The following is a 17,834-nucleotide window of genomic DNA, read 5'->3' as shown; positions in this document are numbered from 1 at the left end:
ATAGAGCTTTTCAATCGATTGCCGATTGATCAATAGCCTCCGCTCATGAGCGCAGCGGGATCACACCGCTACAGGCGCCTTGATGCTCGGATCCGCGTCATAACCCACGATCTCGAAGTCTTCGAAGCGATAGTCGTAGATGCTCTCCGGACGACGCTTGATGTTCAGCTGCGGCAGCTGTCGAGGCGTGCGGGTCAGCTGCGTCGCGATCTGCTCTTCGTGGTTGGAGTAAGCGTGGGTGTCGCCCAGGCTGACGATGATCTCGTGGGGGATCAGGTCGCATTGCTGAGCCAGCATGTGGGTCAGCAGCGCCAGCGCAGCGATGTTGTAGGGCAGTCCGAGGAAGACATCGGAGCTGCGAATGTAGAGCTGCATCGACAGCTTGCCGTCGGCCACGAAGGCCTGGTACAGCAAATGGCACACGGCAAGCGCCTGGCGCCCGGCCTTGACGTTCTCCTGCGGCGACAGCTTCTCGTCTGGCAGGTATTCGGTATTCCAGCCATGGAACAGGATGCGGCGGCTGTTCGGGTTGTTCTTCAGGCAGTCGACCATGTAGTCGATCTGGTTGATCTTGCCGCCATCCTTGGTCGGCCAGCCAGTCCACTGCGCGCCGTATACCGGGCCAAGGTCGCCGTCTTCAGTGGCCCACTCGTCCCAGATGGTCACGCCGTTTTCGTTGAGCCATTTGGTGTTGGTGTTGCCGCTGAGCATCCAGATCAGCTCGTTGGCGATGCTCTTGAAGTGCAGCTTTTTGGTGGTCAGCAGCGGGAAGCCATCGGCCAGGTTGTGGCGAATCTGCCGACCGAACACGGCAGTGGTGCCGGTCCCGGTGCGGTCGCCCTTGCGGGTTCCGTTGTTGATGACGTCCTGCAGCAGTTCAAGGTATTGCTTCATGACCAGAGGCCCTCTGTTTCGGTGAATCCGCCGAACCCTTCGGGCCCGGCGTTCAGCAAATGTACCCGGCGCGTCAAGCCGTAGCGTTGTTGGCAGCGGGCGCGCGATGGTAGGCAAGCCAGATCAGCACCAGGCCGCCGATGATCATTGGCAGGCTGAGGATCTGCCCCATGGTGACCCAGCCCCAGGCCAGATAACCCAGCTGGGCGTCCGGCACGCGGACGAACTCCACTACGAAGCGGAAGATGCCGTAGAACAGCGCGAACATGCCGGAAACGGCCATGGTCGGACGCGGCTTGCGGGAGTAGAAATAAAGAATGACGAACAAAGCCACGCCTTCCAGGGCGAACTGGTAGAGCTGTGACGGGTGGCGTGGCAGTTGCGCAGGGTCGGTGGGGAACACCATGGCCCAGGGCAGATCAGTCGGCTTGCCCCACAGCTCGGCGTTGATGAAGTTGCCGATGCGCCCGGCACCCAGACCAATCGGCACCATAGGGGCGATGAAGTCCATGAGCTGGAAGAATGACTTGCCGTTGCGCTTGCCGAACCAGTATGTCGCGATCATCACGCCGATAAAACCGCCGTGGAACGCCATGCCGCCCTTCCAAACTTCAAAAATCAGCAGCGGGTTGGCGATGTAGTTGGGCAGATCGTAAAACAGGACGTAGCCGAGACGGCCACCGACGATGACGCCCATGGCGACCCAGAAAATCATGTCCGAGAGCTTTTCTTTGGTCCACGTCGGGTCAAAGCGATTCAAACGACGAGATGCCAGGTACCAGGCACTGCCAATACCGACCAGGTACATCAGGCCGTACCAGTGAATTTGCAGCGGACCGATGGCCACGGCTACCGGGTCAATCTGCGGGTAAGGCAGCATTGCGACTCCTTGAAATAGAAGCGCTCATTGAGCGACGAAGCAGAACTATGCGGCGGCGGTAGCAGGTAGTGCCACCCAATAATGATGAAATCTGGTGCAAGAGCCGCCATGACGGAGAACCCGCACGCTGACGAAGCCGCCATGACTTGCGCGGACATCTCTCAAAAACAGTGCGGCATGTTACCGGACCGCGCCGATCCGCTCTAGCAGCGTGCGATGGATGTCGGCGTGCGGGGTGGGTAAAGTGGCGCAAAAAGGAGTCATCCATGTGCCTTATCGTCTTCGCCTGGCGGCCATCTCACGCTCAGCCGCTGATTCTGGCGGCCAATCGTGACGAGTTCTACGCCCGCCCTACTCTGCCGCTGGCGCAGTGGGAAGACGCGCCGCAGGTCTACGCCGGGCGCGATCTTGAAGCGGGCGGGACATGGCTGGGCATCAATGCTGACGGACGTTTTGCGGCGCTCACCAATATCCGCGAGCCGGGCAAACCGCCTGGCCGCCGTTCGCGGGGCGACTTGGTTGCTCGTTTTTTGACCAGCGATGTCTTCATGGATGAGTATTTGAGTGAGATCGCGACGCGGTCGTCTGAGTACGGTGGGTTCAACCTGCTGGTGGGTGATCGTCAGCAGTTGCATTTTCTCAACGGGAACGATCCGATACCCCGCCGTCTGGAAGCGGGCGTTTACGGGGTGTCCAACGCAGGGATCGATACGCCGTGGCCGAAACTGGTGAAAGCCAAAGCGGCGCTGTCTGAACATTTGGAGAATCCAGATCCTGAAGCGCTGTTTGGCTTTCTCACCGATCACGCGCCTGCGCCAGAGGCTGAACTGCCGAGCACCGGCGTAGGCCTTGCGACGGAAAAGTTATTGTCGAGCGTGTTCATTGCCAGCCCCAATTACGGCACGCGGGCGAGCACGGTGTTACTGGTCAATGCGGATGGCAGCCGGCGCCTGATCGAGCGCAGCTTCGGGCCGTATGGCGGGAGATTGGGTGAGGTGGACCTGCAGGTTTAGCCTGCATCAAGGTTTTAGCAGGACCGGCTTTAGCCGGGAAAGCGTCTTGTGTCACGCCCAACATCCTAGGGTGTTCAAGCCGGCCTCTTTCCGGCTAAAGCCGGTCCCACTAAAAGCAGCGCAGCGCCAGCCGTCAATGCCCCTTCACAGACCCCGGATTGATCATCCGCGACAGGCCCAGATTTCTCAGCGCCAGCTGCAACGAGCTGCTGATCACTTGCGGGTTGTCGTTCTTCATCAGCTGGGCCAGCAGGTCCTTGGCCATGCTCAGGTTGATCTGACGCAGCATCCACTTCACTTTCGGCAGGTTGGTGGCGTTCATCGACAGGCTGTCGAAGCCCATCGCCATCAGCAGCACCGCCGCCGCAGGATCACCGGCCATTTCGCCGCAGATGCTCACCGGCTTGCCTTCGGCATGGGCATCGCGCACCACGCTCTGCAAGGCCTGGAGCACAGCCGGGTGCAGATAGTCGTACAAATCCGCCACCCGCGGGTTGTTACGGTCGACCGCCAGCAGATACTGGGTCAGGTCGTTGGAACCGACAGACAGGAAATCCACCTGACGCGCCAGCTCTCGGGTCTGATAGACCGCCGCCGGCACTTCGATCATCACGCCCACCGGCGGCATCGGGACGTCGGTGCCTTCATCGCGGACTTCGCCCCACGCCCGGTGGATCAGGTGCAGCGCCTCTTCGGTTTCATGGGTGCCGGAAATCATCGGCAGCAGAATCCGCAGATTGTTCAGGCCTTCGCTGGCCTTGAGCATGGCGCGGGTCTGCACCAGGAAGATTTCCGGGTGATCCAGCGTCACGCGAATGCCACGCCAGCCGAGGAACGGGTTGTCTTCCTTGATCGGAAAATACGACAGCGACTTGTCACCGCCGATGTCCAGCGTTCGCATCGTCACCGGTAGCGGATGGAAAGCCGCCAGTTGCTCACGGTAGATGGCGAGCTGTTCCTTCTCGCTCGGGAACCGCTGCTGAATCATGAACGGCACTTCGGTGCGGTACAGACCGACGCCTTCCGCGCCTCGCTGTTGCGCGCGGGCCACGTCTGCCAGTAGACCGGTGTTAACCCACAGCGGCATGCGGTGGCCGTCGAGGGTCACGCAGGGCAATTCACGCAGCGCGTCGAGGCCTTGAGAAAGCTGACGCTCCTCTTCGACGACTACGGAGTACTGCTTGATCAGGATCTCGGACGGGTTGGTGAAGACCTCGCCGTGATAGCCGTCGACGATCAGCTGGATGCCGTCGACTTTCGAGTACGGCAGGTCCACCACGCCCATGACCGTGGGAATGCCCATGGCCCGGGCCAGAATCGCGACGTGGGAGTTACCCGAGCCGAGTACCGAAATCAGACCCACCAACTTGCCTTCCGGCACCTCGCCGAGCATAGCGGGCGACAGCTCTTCGCTGACCAGAATGGTGTTGTCGGGGTAGACCAGGGTTTGTTGGCGCGCTTCCTGAAGGTAGGCGAGCAGGCGGCGACCGAGGTCTTTGACGTCCGATGCGCGCTCACGCAGATAAGCGTCGTCCATCAGCTCGAAGCGTTTGACGTGCTCGTTGACCACCGAGCGCAAGGCGCCCTGAGCCCACTGGCCGGTCTTGATGACGTTGGTGACTTCACTGCCCAGCGACGCATCGTCGAGCATCATCAGGTACACATCGAACAACGCGCGCTCTTCTGGGCGCAATTGCGTCGCCAACTTCGCCGAAAGGGTACGCATGTCGTTGCGTACACCTTCAAGCGCAGTCTGGAACAGTTTGAGTTCAGCGGTGATATCAGAGACGGTTTTGTCCGGGACGACTTCGAGGTCAGCCGGCGGCAACATGACCAGCGCAGTACCGACCGCAGCGCCCGGCGAACCCGGCACACCGACGAATCGGGCTTCCTGAATGCCCTTGCCCTGCCGGCCCAGCCCGCGGATGGAACCGGTGGCTTCCGCGTGGGCGATGACGCCTGCAAGTTGCGCGCTCATCGTCACGAGGAAGGCTTCTTCGCCCTCGTCGAACTGGCGGCGCTCCTTTTGCTGGATGACCAGAACGCCCACAACCCGGCGGTGGTGGATGATCGGCGCGCCGAGGAACGACGCATAACGCTCTTCGCCGGTTTCAGCAAAGTAACGATAGCGAGGGTGATCGGCAGCATTTTCGAGGTTCAGCGGTTCCTCACGCGTACCGACCAGACCCACGAGGCCCTCGTTCGGGGCCATGCTCACCTTGCCGATCGAGCGCTTATTCAGGCCTTCGGTGGCCATCAGCACGAAGCGGTTCGCTTCAGGATCGAGCAAATAGACCGAGCAGACCTGGCTGCTCATGGCCTCTTTGACGCGTAACACAATAATGCCCAACGCCGCCTTGAGATCCTTGGCGGAGTTAACTTCCTGGACGATCTTGCGCAGCGTATTGAGCATGGCTCGGGGTCGAACTCCGTGTCAGTCGCGCGCCAACAGGCGCGGGGCAAGCTCTTTGAGTGCGCGGCGATATACCTCGCGCTTGAATGTCACCACCTGGCCCAACGGGTACCAATAACTGACCCAACGCCAGCCATCGAACTCCGGTTTGCCGGTCAAATCCATCCGCACCCGCTGCTCGTTGGAGATCAGGCGCAGGAGAAACCATTTTTGCTTCTGGCCGATGCACAGCGGCTGGCTGTGGGTACGGACCAATCGTTGCGGCAGACGATAGCGCAACCAACCCCGGGTGCAGGCAAGAATTTCAACATCATGCCGTTCCAGCCCGACTTCTTCATTCAATTCACGGTAAAGCGCGTCTTCCGGGGTCTCCTGAGGGTTGATACCCCCCTGCGGAAACTGCCAGGCGTCTTGATTGATGCGCCGAGCCCATAAGACCTGGCCAGCATCATTTGTCAGAATTATCCCGACATTAGGGCGAAAACCATCGGGGTCGATCACGGCTACAACCTCGCAAACGCATGTCGCCGCATTGTTCCACAAAGATCGTGAAGGCAGCAACGAGGCTGGGACAGCTTATCGTGACAACTGCATTAATAGATGCGATCTCTCGGGCAAACCTCGTATTCTTATGCTCTTTTTTCTGATAATTCAGCGAGTAAAGCCCATGCGCCTGGCCCTGTTCGACCTCGACAACACCCTTCTCGGCGGCGACAGCGATCACGCCTGGGGCGATTACCTGTGCGAGCGCGGCATCCTGGACGGCGCTGCCTACAAGGCACGCAACGATGCGTTCTATCAGGACTATCTGGCCGGCACCCTGAACCTGACCGACTACCTGAATTTCAGTCTGGAGATTCTGGGCCGCACTGAAATGGCGCAGCTCGACGAATGGCACCGGGAATTCATGCGCGACTGCATCGAGCCCTTGATCCTGCCGAAAGCCATGGCCCTCATCGCCAAACACCGCGAAGCCGGCGACAAGCTGGTGGTGATCACGGCGACCAACCGTTTCGTCACCGCGCCGATCGTGGCCCGACTGGGCATCGACACCTTGCTGGCGACCGAATGCGAGATCGTCGACGGCCGCTACACCGGGCGCACCACTGACGTGCCGTGCTTCCGCGAGGGCAAAGTGACCCGCCTGAATCGCTGGATCGGAGAGAATGGGTTCAATCTCGATGACAGCTGGTTCTACAGCGATTCGATGAACGATTTGCCATTGCTGGAGCAGGTGGCTAATCCGGTCGTAGTCGATCCTGATGAAAAGCTGCGCGCCGACGCCACCCGTCGCGGCTGGCCGGTGATTTCACTGCGCGATTGAAAGCCTTCGCGAGCAAGCTCGCTCCCACCGGTCTTTATCGGCAGGAACACCTGCGGTAGCGTCAATTTGGATGACTGAGGTTTAGACCGGTTTGGCGCCCATGAGACCGGCAATCGCCACGAAGCAGACGACGCTGAAGATGGCCAGCGCCAGGGTGAAGCGGGAATTACCCACGATGATTGGCCGGCGCAGGCGATTGACTCGCACCGCCAGCCAGGCCCAGCTCAAGGCGCCGAAGAGATACAGCGCACTCGCCGCCAGCAGCCAGGTCTGTCCCAGCGGCCAGCCGGCGTAGTGGACAAGCCACCAGCCGCTGATTGGCAGGGTCAGTAAACACACGCCCATCAGCACCCAGGCAAATACCCATGGTCGTTGCATGGCGCGGTTCTGCACCGTCGCATCGCCGGCCCGACGGCCGCGCACGATCCACACGATCAACCCCAGCGCGCAGATAAACAGCAGCACCGTGCTGACGACGTGCAGGATTTTCAGTGCAGCGAAGTGTTCCATTGCGTTTGTTCCCTGTGTCTAGCGGTATTTGAAGCGTAGCAGCGGCAAAAGCAAAACTTGTGGGAGTGAGCGAGGTGGCGCTCCACCTTGCTCATGAAGGTCTCTCAGCCAACACAAAACCTGTGGGAGTGAGCTTGCTCACGAAGAGGTCATTTCAGCCGCCGGAGATTTAGCGCCTGATATGGCCTATTCGCGAGCAAGCTCGCCCCACACTATTGCGGTGACCGGCAGGCACTCTGCGGTGTCAGCATTATTTGGCTCACCCCAAAAACAGCTTGTACGCCGGGTTCTTGGTCTCATCCCAGTACGGATACCCAATCTCCGCCAACGCCCCGGGCACCAGATGCCGTTCATCCTCCGGCACCACCAACCCCGCCACCACTCGGCCATCCGCCGCGCCGTGATTGCGGTAGTGGAACATCGAAATATTCCATTTCCCGCCCAGCTTGTTCAGAAAGTTGAATAGCGCACCCGGCCGCTCGGGGAATTCAAAGCGCAGTACCACTTCATCGCTGACCCGCTCCGAATGCCCGCCGACCATGTGCCGCAGGTGCAGTTTGGCCAGTTCGTTGTCGGTCAGGTCGAGCACCGGGAAACCCTGTTCCGTCAGGCTCGCGATCAGGGCTTTGCGCGGATCGGTGTCGGGGTGGGTCTGCACGCCGACGAAGATGTGCGCCTCTCGGTCGGTGTGGTAGCGGTAGTTGAATTCGGTGATCTGCCGCTTGCCAATCGCCTCGCAGAACGCCTTGAAGCTGCCCGGCTGTTCCGGAATGGTCACGGCAATGATTGCTTCGCGGCCTTCGCCCAGCTCAGCGCGCTCGGCCACATGGCGCAGGCGGTCGAAGTTGACGTTGGCGCCGGAATCGATGGCGACGAAGGTCTGCCCGGTGACTTCGTACTGCTCGGTGTACTTCTTGATCCCGGCCACGCCCAGCGCGCCGGAGGGCTCGGTGATCGAGCGGGTATCGTCGTAGATGTCCTTGATTGCCGCGCAGATTTCATCGGTGCTGACGGTGATGACTTCGTCGACGTAATCCTTGCAGATCTCGAAGGTGTACTGCCCGATCTGCGCCACCGCCACTCCATCGGCAAACAGCCCGACTTGCTGAAGCACCACGCGCTCGCCGTAGGCCATGGCCTGTTGCAGGCAATTGGAGTCATCGGGCTCGACGCCAATCACCTTGATCTCCGGGCGCAGGTATTTCACGTACGCCGCGATACCGGCAATCAACCCGCCGCCACCCACCGGGACGAAGATCGCGTCCAGCGGGCCCTGATGCTGACGCAGGATTTCCATCGCCACCGTGCCTTGCCCGGCAATGGTGTCAGGGTCGTCATACGGGTGGACATAGACGTAGCCGTGTTCCTCGACCAGCTTCAGCGAATACGCCAGCGCTTCGGGAAAGGAGTCGCCATGGAGTACGACTTTTCCGCCCCGGGAGCGCACGCCCTCGACCTTGATCTCCGGGGTGGTCTTCGGCATCACGATGGTCGCCGACACGTTCAGCGTCTTCGCCGCCAGCGCCAGGCCTTGGGCGTGATTACCCGCCGACGCCGTCACCACGCCCCGCGCCAGTTCTTCCGGACTCAACTGCGCCAGCTTGTTGTAGGCGCCGCGAATCTTGAAGGAGTACACCGGCTGCAGGTCTTCGCGCTTGAGCAGCACGTTGTTGCCCAGGCGTTGAGACAGCTGGCGGGCGGCGTGCAGCGGGGTTTCCACGGCAACGTCGTAGACACGGGAGTTGAGGATTTTTTTGACGTAGTGCTCGAGCATCGGGGAAGAATCGCTGGCGAAGGGGCAAGACCCGGAAGTCTACCCCTCGCCCCGGCGCACGACCACATCAAGACTCAGGCTTTGACGACGGCATGTCGTTATACTGCCGGCCCTCGGACCTATCGCTATTCCCTGTAACCGGAGCCCACCTCGCATGACCCAGGATCAACTCAAACAGGCCGTTGCCCAGGCCGCCGTCGATTTCATCCTTCCGAAACTCGACGACAAAAGCATCGTGGGCGTGGGCACCGGCTCTACCGCCAATTGCTTCATAGACGCACTGGCCCTGCACAAAGGCGCGTTCGACGGCGCAGTCGCCAGCTCCGACGCAACGGCCGCACGCCTCAAGGGTCACGGGATTCCGGTGTATGAGCTGAACACGGTCAGCGATCTGGAGTTTTACGTCGACGGCGCCGATGAAAGCGACGAGCACCTGAACCTGATCAAAGGCGGCGGCGCAGCCCTGACCCGCGAGAAGATCGTGGCCGCCGTGGCCAAAACTTTCATCTGTATCGCGGATGCCAGCAAGCTGGTGCCGGTGCTGGGCGCATTTCCTCTGCCGGTCGAAGTGATCCCGATGGCCCGCAGCCATGTAGCCCGCGAACTGGTAAAGCTGGGCGGAGATCCGGTTTACCGCGACGGCGTGCTGACGGACAACGGCAACATCATCCTCGATGTGCACAACATGAACATCACCAATCCGGCGGAAGTGGAAGCGCAGATCAATAACATCGTCGGCGTCGTCACCAACGGCCTGTTCGCCGCGCGCCCGGCGGATTTGCTGCTGCTGGGTACCCAGGAAGGCGTGAAAACCCTCAAGCGCTAATGGTTGCGGGGCAAGGTTGATTTTGCTGGACAGCGGTGAACTCGGGATCTCGGTCACGCCGCCGCACCTGTGGGAGTGAGCTTGCTCACGAAGGCGCCGGAGCATTCAGCGATTTTCTCTGGCGACTGAACGTAAGTCTTCGCGAGCAAGCTCGCTCCCACGTGATAGCGGTGGGCTCGGGATCTCGGTCACACCACCAGACTTGTGGGAGTGAGCTTGCTCACGAAGGCGCCGGGGCATTCAGCGAATTTCCCTTGTGACTGAACGTAAGTCTTCGCGAGCAAGCTCGCTCCCACGGGAGGGCGGTGAACTCGGGATCTCGGTCACGACACCGCACCTGTGGGAGTGAGCTTGCTCACGAAGGCGCCGGGGCATTCAGCGAATTTCTCTGGTGACTGAACGTAAGTCTTCGCGAGCAAGCTCGCTCCCACGGGATAGCGGAGGGCTCGAGATCTCGGTCACACCACCGGACTTGTGGGAGTGACCGGGGTGGCGATCCACCTTGCTCACGAAGGCGCCGGGGCATTCAGCGAATTTCTCTGGTGACTGAACGTAAGTCTTCGCAAGCAAGCTCGCTTTCACGGGATAGCGGCGGGCTGGGGATCTCGGTCACGTCGCCGCACCTGTGGGAGTGACCGGGGCGGCGATCCACCTTGCTCACGAAGGCGCCGGAGCATTCAGCGAATTCCTCTGGCGACTGAACGTAAGTCTTCGCGAGCAAGCTCGCTCCCACGGGATAGCGGAGGGCTCGGGATCTCGGTCGCTCACACCCGTTATGCGCAGCTCTCCCGACCTCACCACATCCAGCGCCGGATTAGCGCTTCTTGAATACATAAAACAGGTTCGGCTCGCTCACGACGTACAACGTGCCGTCGTCCCCCATGGCGATGCCTTCGGCCTGGGGCACGCTTTTGCTCAGGCCCATGCTGCCTTTGGTCAGTGACACGTTGGCGACCGGCTTGCCCTCGGTGTCCAGTTCGAGAATCTGCCGCGACTCATCCGACAGCGCCAGCAGATGCCCGCTTCGCTCATCGAATTGCAGGCTGGACAGGTCGCGCACGAACAGGCCCGCATCCCGCTGCTTGCTGGACGTTACTTCCAGGATGTTTGGGGAATGGGTTCCGGCGTCAGGAAAGCCGCGCACCTCAATAATCTGCACCGGCCGTCGCTCTTTGGCGACGAACAGCCGACGGCCCTGATTATCGTAGGCCAGGCCTTCAAAACCGTTGTTGCCGCCGGCGTCGATGCCCAGGGTCAGCTGCTCGGCATCGGCCGCGTCGAGGAACGTCGTGTCGTCATCCACGTGAACCTTGATCAGCCGCTGACTGTGCTCGTCACTGATGACGTAAATCCCGGGGCTGATGTACTCGACCGCTTCGGCGTCACCGAACCCGGTCAGGGGAATTCGCCTGAGAATCCGCCCTTCCAGGCTCAACTCGACCAACTCGGGGTTTTTGTTGGTCACGGTGAAGAGGGTTTTGCGCTGCGGATCGAAGCTGAGGGCCGAGACGTTAGCCTTCAGGCCGTCGATGACCCGCGCCTCAATCTCGACGTCGTACGCGTCGAGCCCCAGCGCCTGGGCGTCGCTGGATTGCCAGAACACGTACCAGTTGAACCAGAGCCGCTCGATGACCCGGTACTCGCGCGCCACGAAGAACGACGCGGTCAGTAGCAACAGGACAAGTAACGTGAGCACAACGCTCTGGAACGGGGAAACACGACGCATGCAGGGGGCTCGACTTCAGTGGGGCGGTTTTAATAGCACCGTATTCTGAAGCCAAACTGAAAGCCATGTGACCTCTCGTTTCGGCTTTTCAGAGCTCAAGCGCGAGCGGGCAGACGATCAGGCCGATACCGGCCCGGCGTCACTGCCGCTTGAAGGTGTAAAACAGGTTGGGCTCGCTGACCATGTAAATGGTGCCGTTTTCGTCCATCGCCACCCCTTCGGCGCGCGGGATGGTCTCGCTCAGGCCATTGAAGCCGTGCAGCAGGGTCATGAAGCTGACCTGATTTCCCTTGCCGTCCAGCTCCAGCAGCATGTGCGACTCGGCGGACAGCACCAGCAAATGCCCGGTCTTCTGGTCCGCGTACAGGGACGACAGATTGCGCACGATCAGGTTGTCATTGATCAGCTTGCGCTTCTCGCCCTTCACCTCGCTGCTGCCATCGGCCTTCCAGCTGTACAGCGCCGGCGGACGCTCTTCGCCAAACAGGAACTGCTGATCCTGCGGGTCCCAGGCGATGCCTTCGAAGGCTTTGTTCTGGTCCTTCGACGGACCGAGATCGTACTTGGGGAAGTCGGCGATGTTCAGGGTTTTGGTTTCGGGCGTGACGTGGACGATGGTCATCAGGTGCTGACGCTCATCAACGATGGCAATCTGCCCGTCGCCCAGAACGGCAACCCCCTCGGGGTTGCCCCACCCCTGAAGCGGGATCTTGCGAATGACGTCGCCGGTCAGGGTGATCTCGGAAAGAAAGGGGTTTTTGCCCATCACCGAATACAGGGTTTTGGTCGACGGGTCGTAAGACAGGTCTGAGGCCTCGTCCTTTTCCATGCCGGCCAACGGCTTGGCGTCGATGTCGACCTTGTAATCCGGCAGCCAGATGCCCGCTGCGCGCTCGGCCGGCGTGACGTTGCGCTCGCGCAGCCACAACAAACCGCGATCGTCCCAGTGCCAGGCCAGGGACAGACCGGCCAAAATCACCAGCGCTGCAACGAGCAACCACCACCAACGGAAACGCAGACGGCTTTTACGCTGTGTCATCCGCGTACGTCGCTTTCGAAGCGGCTCTGGCCGGTCAGCTCCAGCACGATCTCATCGCCAACAGTGAACGGCCCTACGCCGGCCGGCGTGCCGGTCATGATCAGGTCACCGGCCTGCAGCGAGAACTGCGAGGCCATATGCTGGATCATCGGCACGATCGGGTTGAGCATGTGGCTGCTGTTGCCGTCCTGGCGGACTTCGCCGTTGATGGTCAGGCGGATGGCGATGTCGGTCAGATCGGGGTAAGCGTCAGCGGATACGAACGGCGCGATGACGGCCGCGCCATCGAAGGACTTGGCGATTTCCCAAGGCAGGCCTTTCTCTTTCAGCTTCGACTGCACGTCGCGCAGCGTCAGGTCCAGGCCCGGGGCGAAGCCGGAAATCGCGTCGAGGACTTCTTCACGACTCGGGTTCTTGCTCAGCGGCTTGCCGATCAGCACGACGATCTCGGCTTCGTAGTGCACCGAACCCCGGTCCTGAGGAATGCTGAAGCCACCCTCGATTCCGACCACGCAGCTGCCCGGTTTGATGAACAGCAGCGGCTCGGTGGGGACCGGGTTGTCCAGCTCCTTCGCGTGCTCGGCGTAATTGCGGCCGATGCAGACGACTTTACCGAGCGGAAAGTGAACCTTGGTGCCGTCGACGTACTTGTGCTGATAGCTCATGAGCGCTCCTGAAATGCTTGTTGTAATGGGGAACCGCTTACACCGCGAAAATTTTGCCGGGGTTCATGATGCCGTTCGGGTCGAACACCGCCTTGACGGCCTTCATGTATTCGATTTCCACCGGCGACCGGCTGTAGTGCAGGTAGTCACGCTTGGTCATGCCGACGCCGTGTTCCGCGGAGATCGAGCCGTTGTACTTCTGGACGATCTCGAACACCCACTTGTTCACCGTCGCGCACTTGGCGAAGAACTCGTCCTTGCTCAGGTTTTCCGGCTTGAGGATGTTCAGGTGCAGGTTGCCGTCGCCAATGTGACCGAACCAGACGATTTCGAAATCCGGGTAATGCTGCCCAACGATCGCGTCCACTTCAGCGAGAAACGCCGGGACCTTCGAAACGGTGACCGAGATGTCGTTTTTGTACGGCGTGAAGTGGGAGATGGTTTCAGAAATGTATTCGCGCAGTTTCCACAGGTTCTGCAGTTGCTGTTCGCTCTGGCTCATCACGCCATCCAGCACCCAGCCTTGCTCGACACAGTGCTCGAAAGTTTCCAGCGCGTGGTTGGCCACTTCTTCGGTGGTCGCTTCGAATTCCAGCAGCGCGTAGAACGGGCATTCGGTGTCGAACGGGGACGGCACGTCGCCGCGCGCCATGACCTTGGCCAGCGCCTTGTCCGAGAAGAATTCGAATGCGGTGAGGTCGAGCTTGCTCTGGAACGCGTGCAGCACCGGCATGATCGCGTTGAAATCAGTGGTCCCGAGGACCATCGCGGTGAGGTTTTTCGGCGCGCGGTCCAGGCGCATGGTGGCTTCCACCACAAAGCCCAGTGTGCCCTCGGCGCCAATGAACAGCTGACGCATGTCGTAGCCGGTGGCGTTTTTGATCAGGTCTTTGTTCAGTTCGAGAAGGTCGCCCTTGCCGGTGACCACCTTGAGGCCCGCGACCCAGTTGCGGGTCATGCCGTAGCGGATCACTTTGATCCCGCCGGCGTTGGTGCCGATGTTGCCACCGATATTGCTGGAGCCTGACGACGCGAAGTCGACCGGGTAATACAGGCCGTTTTCTTCCGCGAGATTCTGCAGCTGTTTGGTGACCACGCCTGGCTGGCAGATGGCAGTGCGATCCGTCAGGTTAAGTTCGAGCACCTGATTCATGTAATCGAAGTTGACGACCACCTCACCATTGGCGGCAACGGCGGCGGCGGACAATCCGGTGCGGCCGCCCGACGGCACCAGCGCTACCTTGCGTTCGTTGGCCCAGCGGACGATGGCCTGCACCTGTTCGGTGGTCTTGGGAAAGACGATGGCGGTGGGCGCCGGGGCGAAATGTTTGGTCCAGTCCTTGCCGTAGGCTTCGAGGGAATCGGCGTCGGTCAGGACCTTGCCGGGCTCAACCAGGGTCTTCAGCTCATCTATCAGCGCAGGATGGGTCATCAACAGAACTCTCGAACAATTCATGGTCATCCTGAGAACGGCTCACGTCCAGGAATGGGGTGTTTCGCGGGGTGCATATGCTAGCATACGCCCCCCGCCAATCGAGCTTTCGGCCGATTTGCGCGCGCTTCACTTACTGCCATTTCTCTCCGGGACACAGGTTTACGCAGATGAGCAAGACTTCCCTCGACAAGAGCAAGATCAAGTTCCTTCTTCTCGAAGGCGTCCACCAGTCCGCGGTCGACGTCCTCAAGGCCGCCGGTTACACCAGCATTGAGTACCACACCAAGTCTCTGCCGGAAGCCGAACTGAAGGAAAAGATTGCCGACGCTCATTTCATCGGTATTCGTTCCCGCACCCAACTGACTGAAGAACTGTTCGACAGCGCCAAGAAACTGGTCGCGGTCGGCTGCTTCTGCATCGGTACCAATCAGGTTGACCTGAACGCAGCCCGCGAACGCGGCATCGCTGTGTTCAATGCCCCCTACTCCAACACCCGTTCGGTGGCGGAGCTGGTGCTGGCCGAGGCCATCCTGCTGCTGCGCGGTATCCCGGAGAAGAACGCTTCCTGCCACCGCGGTGGCTGGATCAAGAGCGCGGCCAACTCGTTCGAAATTCGCGGCAAGAAGCTCGGCATCATCGGCTACGGCTCGATCGGCACTCAGCTGTCGGTCCTGGCTGAAGGCCTGGGCATGCAGGTGTATTTCTACGACACCCTGACCAAGCTGCCGCTGGGCAACGCCACTCAGGTGTCCAGCCTGAACGAGCTGCTGGGCATGGCCGACATCGTGACCCTGCACGTTCCGGAAACCAACGAAACCCAGTGGATGATCGGCGAGAAAGAAATTCGCACGATGAAGAAGGGCGCCATCCTGATCAACGCGGCGCGTGGCACGGTGGTCGAACTCGACGCCCTGGCTGACGCGATCAAGGATCAGCACCTGATCGGCGCGGCCATCGACGTGTTCCCGGTCGAGCCACGTTCCAACGACGACGTGTTCGAAAGCCCGCTGCGCGGCCTGGACAACGTGATCCTGACCCCGCACATCGGCGGTTCGACTGCTGAGGCCCAGGCCAACATCGGTCTGGAAGTGGCAGAGAAGCTGGTCAAGTACAGCGACAACGGTACGTCGGTTTCTTCCGTCAACTTCCCGGAAGTCGCCCTGCCGGCTCACCCTGGCAAGCACCGTCTGCTGCACATCCACGAGAACATCCCGGGCGTGCTGATGGAGATCAACAAGGTCTTCGCCGAAAACGGCATCAACATCTCGGGTCAGTTCCTGCAAACCAACGAGAAAGTCGGTTACGTGGTGATCGACGTCGACGCCGAGTACTCCGATCTGGCGCAAGAGAAACTGCAGCACATCAAAGGCACCATTCGTAGCCGCGTTCTGTTCTAAAGCGGTGGTTTCGAGATGATAAAAAAGGAGACCTTAGGGTCTCCTTTTTTTTGCGCAAATCACGCATCACGCGGGCTGTACGTGAGACGACCCATCTGCGGTGAGTCATTTCACCGTAATGGTGATCTTCTGCGACTCGACCGGCGGGTTCAGCGGCACGTGGTTCTTGTCGCCGACCAGCAATTGAAGGGTGTGCTGACCCGGCGTGAGGTTCAGCTCGGTTTCGGTCTGGCCCTTGCCGAAGTGGCGGATGTTGTCGGTGGTCGGCAGCGGCGCGGTCATGTCGGGCTGATCCTTGACGTCGATCAGCAGGTGATGATGGCCGGTGTCCGGGACGTCAACGCCGGCCGGGGCGACGCCCATGCCCTTAAGGCCGAACTGCACCTTGAAGGCGCCATTGACCGTCGCGCCGTCCTTCGGCGAGATAATGTAAACCTCGGCGCCTGCAGGCGATGCCGTGCGAGGGATGTCGGCGGCCTGGGCCAGGACACTAGCCCCCAGCAGCAGTCCGGCAAGGGCAGTTCTAGCGAATAACGTCTTCATGATCTCTCCGTTTTTATCGATGTGCGGCTGGCGGGTTCGGGAGTCGAAGTCTCTTCACCCCGACAGACAACCGCTCAGGAACGACCTTTACCTTAGCTGCGGTTGGCCGCGAAGTATTTCGCCGAGTGGCTGGATGTAGAAGATTTCATGTTGGACCGAGCGGTGTCGGGCAGAAACCACAAATCCTGTAGGAGCCGTCATGCCGCTGTTGCGCAGCAAACACCGTCCATGTGGGAGTGAGCTTGCTCACGAAGGCGGCATTTCAGGCGCTCAATATGTAGCGGATGTCTGGGCCTCTTCGCGAGCAAGCTCGCTCCCACGGGATCGCGGGTCGGCTTGCAATCTCCGGCTACCGCAGGACTTGTGGGAGTGAGCTTGCTCACGAATAAGCCAGCACATTCAGCCGCTTTCTCTGGGGAATGAACCTATGCCTTCGCGAGCAAGCTCGCTCCCACGGGATCGCGGGTCGGCTTGCAATCTCCGGCTACCGCAGGACTTGTGGGAGTGAGCTTGCTCACGAATAGGCCAGCACATTCAGCTACTTTCTCTGTAGACGGAAAGTAAGCCTTCGCGAGCAAGCTTGCTCCCACGGGATCGGAGTCGGCTTGTAATCTCCGGCTGCTGCAGGACTTGTGGAGGTGAGCTTGCTACAGCTCAAACGGCTCGTTCCCGCGCCGCCTGAACCAGCCGGTCAGCGACAGTCGCTCGCGGGTCGAGGGCATGACTTCGTGGGGCATGTCGCCCGAAAGGAACACCACCAGGCAGCCGCCGGTGGGTTGCACGTCATACTCGACACCGTCTTTGAGGTACATCCGCAACTGGCCGCCGTGTTCTGGCAACCAGCCGTCATTGAGGTAGACGACCGCCGAGACCATGCGTTTGTCGTCATCGCGAAAACGGTCCACGTGCTTGAGGTAGAAGGCCCCTGGCGGATAGAGCGCGAAGTGGCTTTCGTAGTCCTCAAGGCCCAGAAACAGGCCTCGGTTCAGCGCCTGACGCAGGCTCTCCATCAGATCCAGATAGCGATCGCACGGTTCGGCCTGCCCCGCTTCCAGCCACTGAATGTGATCGCCGCGAATCCCCTCTCGAACCTCCTGCGCCGGCCCGCGCCCCACCGCAGCAGGTGCGAGCTCGCCCTGAACGGCACGCGTGCGGCATTCAAGCGCCAGCTCTCGGGTCAGAGTGTCGGGCAGGAAGATGTTCTGCTGCGACCAGCCACGCTCGGCCAGGTCGTCGACGATTCGCAACAGCAGCGGGTGATCAGGGGATATGCGCATGGCGCGCATAGTATCCATACGCCGATTAATCCGACAGGGCCTGCAGTCCGGCGAATGAGGAATATTTTTGCGGGTTTGAATACGCCCGGCGGTTTTGCCCGACCACTGATCGAACCCA

General features: G+C 60.5%; 16 protein-coding genes. 4 read left to right on the top strand and 12 right to left on the bottom strand.

What is annotated here, in order from left to right; genetic code table 11:
- Window positions 1-60: 60 nt before the first annotated feature.
- Window positions 61-894: a thymidylate synthase gene (locus tag IFT47_RS14605; protein WP_074889717.1), complete on the bottom strand. Its 834-nt coding sequence runs from the start codon at window positions 892-894 to the stop codon at window positions 61-63.
- Between the two features lie 73 nt (window positions 895-967).
- A complete protein-coding gene (lgt, locus tag IFT47_RS14600; RefSeq protein WP_192171255.1) occupies window positions 968-1,774 on the bottom strand; it encodes a prolipoprotein diacylglyceryl transferase in 807 nt (268 codons plus the stop codon).
- A 266-nt stretch (window positions 1,775-2,040) separates the two neighbouring features.
- On the opposite strand from lgt, the gene IFT47_RS14595 reads away from it, so the two are divergent.
- Window positions 2,041-2,787, top strand: coding sequence for an NRDE family protein (locus IFT47_RS14595; RefSeq protein ID WP_192171256.1), 747 nt, complete (start codon window positions 2,041-2,043; stop codon window positions 2,785-2,787).
- Window positions 2,788-2,920: 133 nt separating this feature from the next.
- Here IFT47_RS14595 and ptsP read toward each other — a convergent pair whose 3' ends face one another.
- The gene (gene ptsP, locus IFT47_RS14590) at window positions 2,921-5,200 is read right to left on the bottom strand and encodes a phosphoenolpyruvate--protein phosphotransferase (RefSeq protein ID WP_122533979.1); all 2,280 of its coding nucleotides are present in this window, start codon (window positions 5,198-5,200) and stop codon (window positions 2,921-2,923) included.
- A gap of 21 nt (window positions 5,201-5,221) precedes the next feature.
- Window positions 5,222-5,701, bottom strand: coding sequence for an RNA pyrophosphohydrolase (locus tag IFT47_RS14585; RefSeq protein WP_062379340.1), 480 nt, complete (start codon window positions 5,699-5,701; stop codon window positions 5,222-5,224).
- A 166-nt stretch (window positions 5,702-5,867) separates the two neighbouring features.
- On the opposite strand from IFT47_RS14585, the gene IFT47_RS14580 reads away from it, so the two are divergent.
- A complete protein-coding gene (locus IFT47_RS14580; RefSeq protein WP_192171257.1) occupies window positions 5,868-6,524 on the top strand; it encodes a histidinol-phosphatase in 657 nt (218 codons plus the stop codon).
- Window positions 6,525-6,605: 81 nt separating this feature from the next.
- Here the strand turns inward: IFT47_RS14580 and IFT47_RS14575 are convergent, their stop codons facing one another.
- Both IFT47_RS14575 and ilvA read right to left on the bottom strand, forming a co-directional pair.
- Window positions 6,606-7,034, bottom strand: a complete 429-nt coding sequence (locus tag IFT47_RS14575; RefSeq protein WP_192171258.1) for a DUF2269 family protein — start codon at window positions 7,032-7,034, stop codon at window positions 6,606-6,608.
- A gap of 259 nt (window positions 7,035-7,293) precedes the next feature.
- The gene (gene ilvA, locus IFT47_RS14570; protein ID WP_192171259.1) at window positions 7,294-8,808 is read right to left on the bottom strand and encodes a threonine ammonia-lyase, biosynthetic; all 1,515 of its coding nucleotides are present in this window, start codon (window positions 8,806-8,808) and stop codon (window positions 7,294-7,296) included.
- Between the two features lie 154 nt (window positions 8,809-8,962).
- Between ilvA and rpiA the strand changes: the two genes are divergently transcribed.
- Window positions 8,963-9,634: a ribose-5-phosphate isomerase RpiA gene (gene rpiA, locus IFT47_RS14565; protein WP_192171260.1), complete on the top strand. Its 672-nt coding sequence runs from the start codon at window positions 8,963-8,965 to the stop codon at window positions 9,632-9,634.
- A gap of 814 nt (window positions 9,635-10,448) precedes the next feature.
- On the opposite strand, the gene IFT47_RS14560 is transcribed toward rpiA, so the two are convergent.
- The 4 genes from IFT47_RS14560 to IFT47_RS14545 form a co-directional block, all read right to left on the bottom strand.
- Entirely contained in the window at window positions 10,449-11,360 is a 912-nt protein-coding gene (locus tag IFT47_RS14560) for an SdiA-regulated domain-containing protein (protein ID WP_192171261.1), read from the bottom strand.
- 139 nt (window positions 11,361-11,499) lie between these two features.
- A complete protein-coding gene (locus IFT47_RS14555) occupies window positions 11,500-12,399 on the bottom strand; it encodes an SdiA-regulated domain-containing protein (RefSeq protein ID WP_192171262.1) in 900 nt (299 codons plus the stop codon).
- A complete protein-coding gene (locus tag IFT47_RS14550; protein ID WP_065987348.1) occupies window positions 12,396-13,064 on the bottom strand; it encodes a fumarylacetoacetate hydrolase family protein in 669 nt (222 codons plus the stop codon). The genes IFT47_RS14555 and IFT47_RS14550 overlap by 4 nt, the downstream gene beginning before the upstream one ends.
- A 37-nt stretch (window positions 13,065-13,101) precedes the next feature.
- Window positions 13,102-14,496, bottom strand: a complete 1,395-nt coding sequence (locus tag IFT47_RS14545; RefSeq protein WP_192171480.1) for an FAD-binding oxidoreductase — start codon at window positions 14,494-14,496, stop codon at window positions 13,102-13,104.
- Window positions 14,497-14,666: 170 nt separating this feature from the next.
- Here IFT47_RS14545 and serA point away from each other — a divergent pair, with 170 nt between their 5' ends.
- On the top strand, window positions 14,667-15,896 hold the full coding sequence (serA, locus tag IFT47_RS14540; protein WP_192171263.1) for a phosphoglycerate dehydrogenase: 1,230 nt from the start codon (window positions 14,667-14,669) through the stop codon (window positions 15,894-15,896).
- Window positions 15,897-16,001: 105 nt separating this feature from the next.
- Here serA and IFT47_RS14535 read toward each other — a convergent pair whose 3' ends face one another.
- Together IFT47_RS14535 and IFT47_RS14530 are read right to left on the bottom strand one after the other, a co-directional pair.
- Window positions 16,002-16,439 carry a DUF4399 domain-containing protein gene (locus tag IFT47_RS14535; RefSeq protein WP_192171264.1) on the bottom strand — a complete coding sequence of 146 codons (438 nt, stop codon included), beginning with the start codon at window positions 16,437-16,439 and terminating at the stop codon, window positions 16,002-16,004.
- Window positions 16,440-17,086: 647 nt separating this feature from the next.
- Window positions 17,087-17,725: a 2OG-Fe(II) oxygenase gene (locus tag IFT47_RS14530; protein ID WP_065987352.1), complete on the bottom strand. Its 639-nt coding sequence runs from the start codon at window positions 17,723-17,725 to the stop codon at window positions 17,087-17,089.
- Window positions 17,726-17,834 lie beyond the last annotated feature (109 nt).

Source organism: Pseudomonas sp. CFBP 13711 (genome assembly GCF_014842265.1).
Classification (GTDB): Bacteria; Pseudomonadota; Gammaproteobacteria; order Pseudomonadales; family Pseudomonadaceae; genus Aquipseudomonas.
Note: the sequence above shows the minus strand (reverse complement) of the source record. Positions and strands in the feature narration are given on the sequence as shown.

Bases quoted from the DNA above. Each gene is read 5' to 3' on its own strand.
- IFT47_RS14605 (WP_074889717.1), bottom strand. From the start codon at position 894: ATGAAGCAATACCTTGAACTGCTGCAGGACGTCATCAACAACGGAACC.
- lgt (WP_192171255.1), bottom strand. From the start codon at position 1,774: ATGCTGCCTTACCCGCAGATTGACCCGGTAGCCGTGGCCATCGGTCCG.
- IFT47_RS14595 (WP_192171256.1), top strand. From the start codon at position 2,041: ATGTGCCTTATCGTCTTCGCCTGGCGGCCATCTCACGCTCAGCCGCTG.
- ptsP (WP_122533979.1), bottom strand. From the start codon at position 5,200: ATGCTCAATACGCTGCGCAAGATCGTCCAGGAAGTTAACTCCGCCAAG.
- IFT47_RS14580 (WP_192171257.1), top strand. From the start codon at position 5,868: ATGCGCCTGGCCCTGTTCGACCTCGACAACACCCTTCTCGGCGGCGAC.
- IFT47_RS14575 (WP_192171258.1), bottom strand. From the start codon at position 7,034: ATGGAACACTTCGCTGCACTGAAAATCCTGCACGTCGTCAGCACGGTG.
- ilvA (WP_192171259.1), bottom strand. From the start codon at position 8,808: ATGCTCGAGCACTACGTCAAAAAAATCCTCAACTCCCGTGTCTACGAC.
- rpiA (WP_192171260.1), top strand. From the start codon at position 8,963: ATGACCCAGGATCAACTCAAACAGGCCGTTGCCCAGGCCGCCGTCGAT.
- IFT47_RS14560 (WP_192171261.1), bottom strand. From the start codon at position 11,360: ATGCGTCGTGTTTCCCCGTTCCAGAGCGTTGTGCTCACGTTACTTGTC.
- IFT47_RS14555 (WP_192171262.1), bottom strand. From the start codon at position 12,399: ATGACACAGCGTAAAAGCCGTCTGCGTTTCCGTTGGTGGTGGTTGCTC.
- IFT47_RS14550 (WP_065987348.1), bottom strand. From the start codon at position 13,064: ATGAGCTATCAGCACAAGTACGTCGACGGCACCAAGGTTCACTTTCCG.
- IFT47_RS14545 (WP_192171480.1), bottom strand. From the start codon at position 14,496: ATGACCCATCCTGCGCTGATAGATGAGCTGAAGACCCTGGTTGAGCCC.
- serA (WP_192171263.1), top strand. From the start codon at position 14,667: ATGAGCAAGACTTCCCTCGACAAGAGCAAGATCAAGTTCCTTCTTCTC.
- IFT47_RS14535 (WP_192171264.1), bottom strand. From the start codon at position 16,439: ATGAAGACGTTATTCGCTAGAACTGCCCTTGCCGGACTGCTGCTGGGG.
- IFT47_RS14530 (WP_065987352.1), bottom strand. From the start codon at position 17,725: ATGCGCGCCATGCGCATATCCCCTGATCACCCGCTGCTGTTGCGAATC.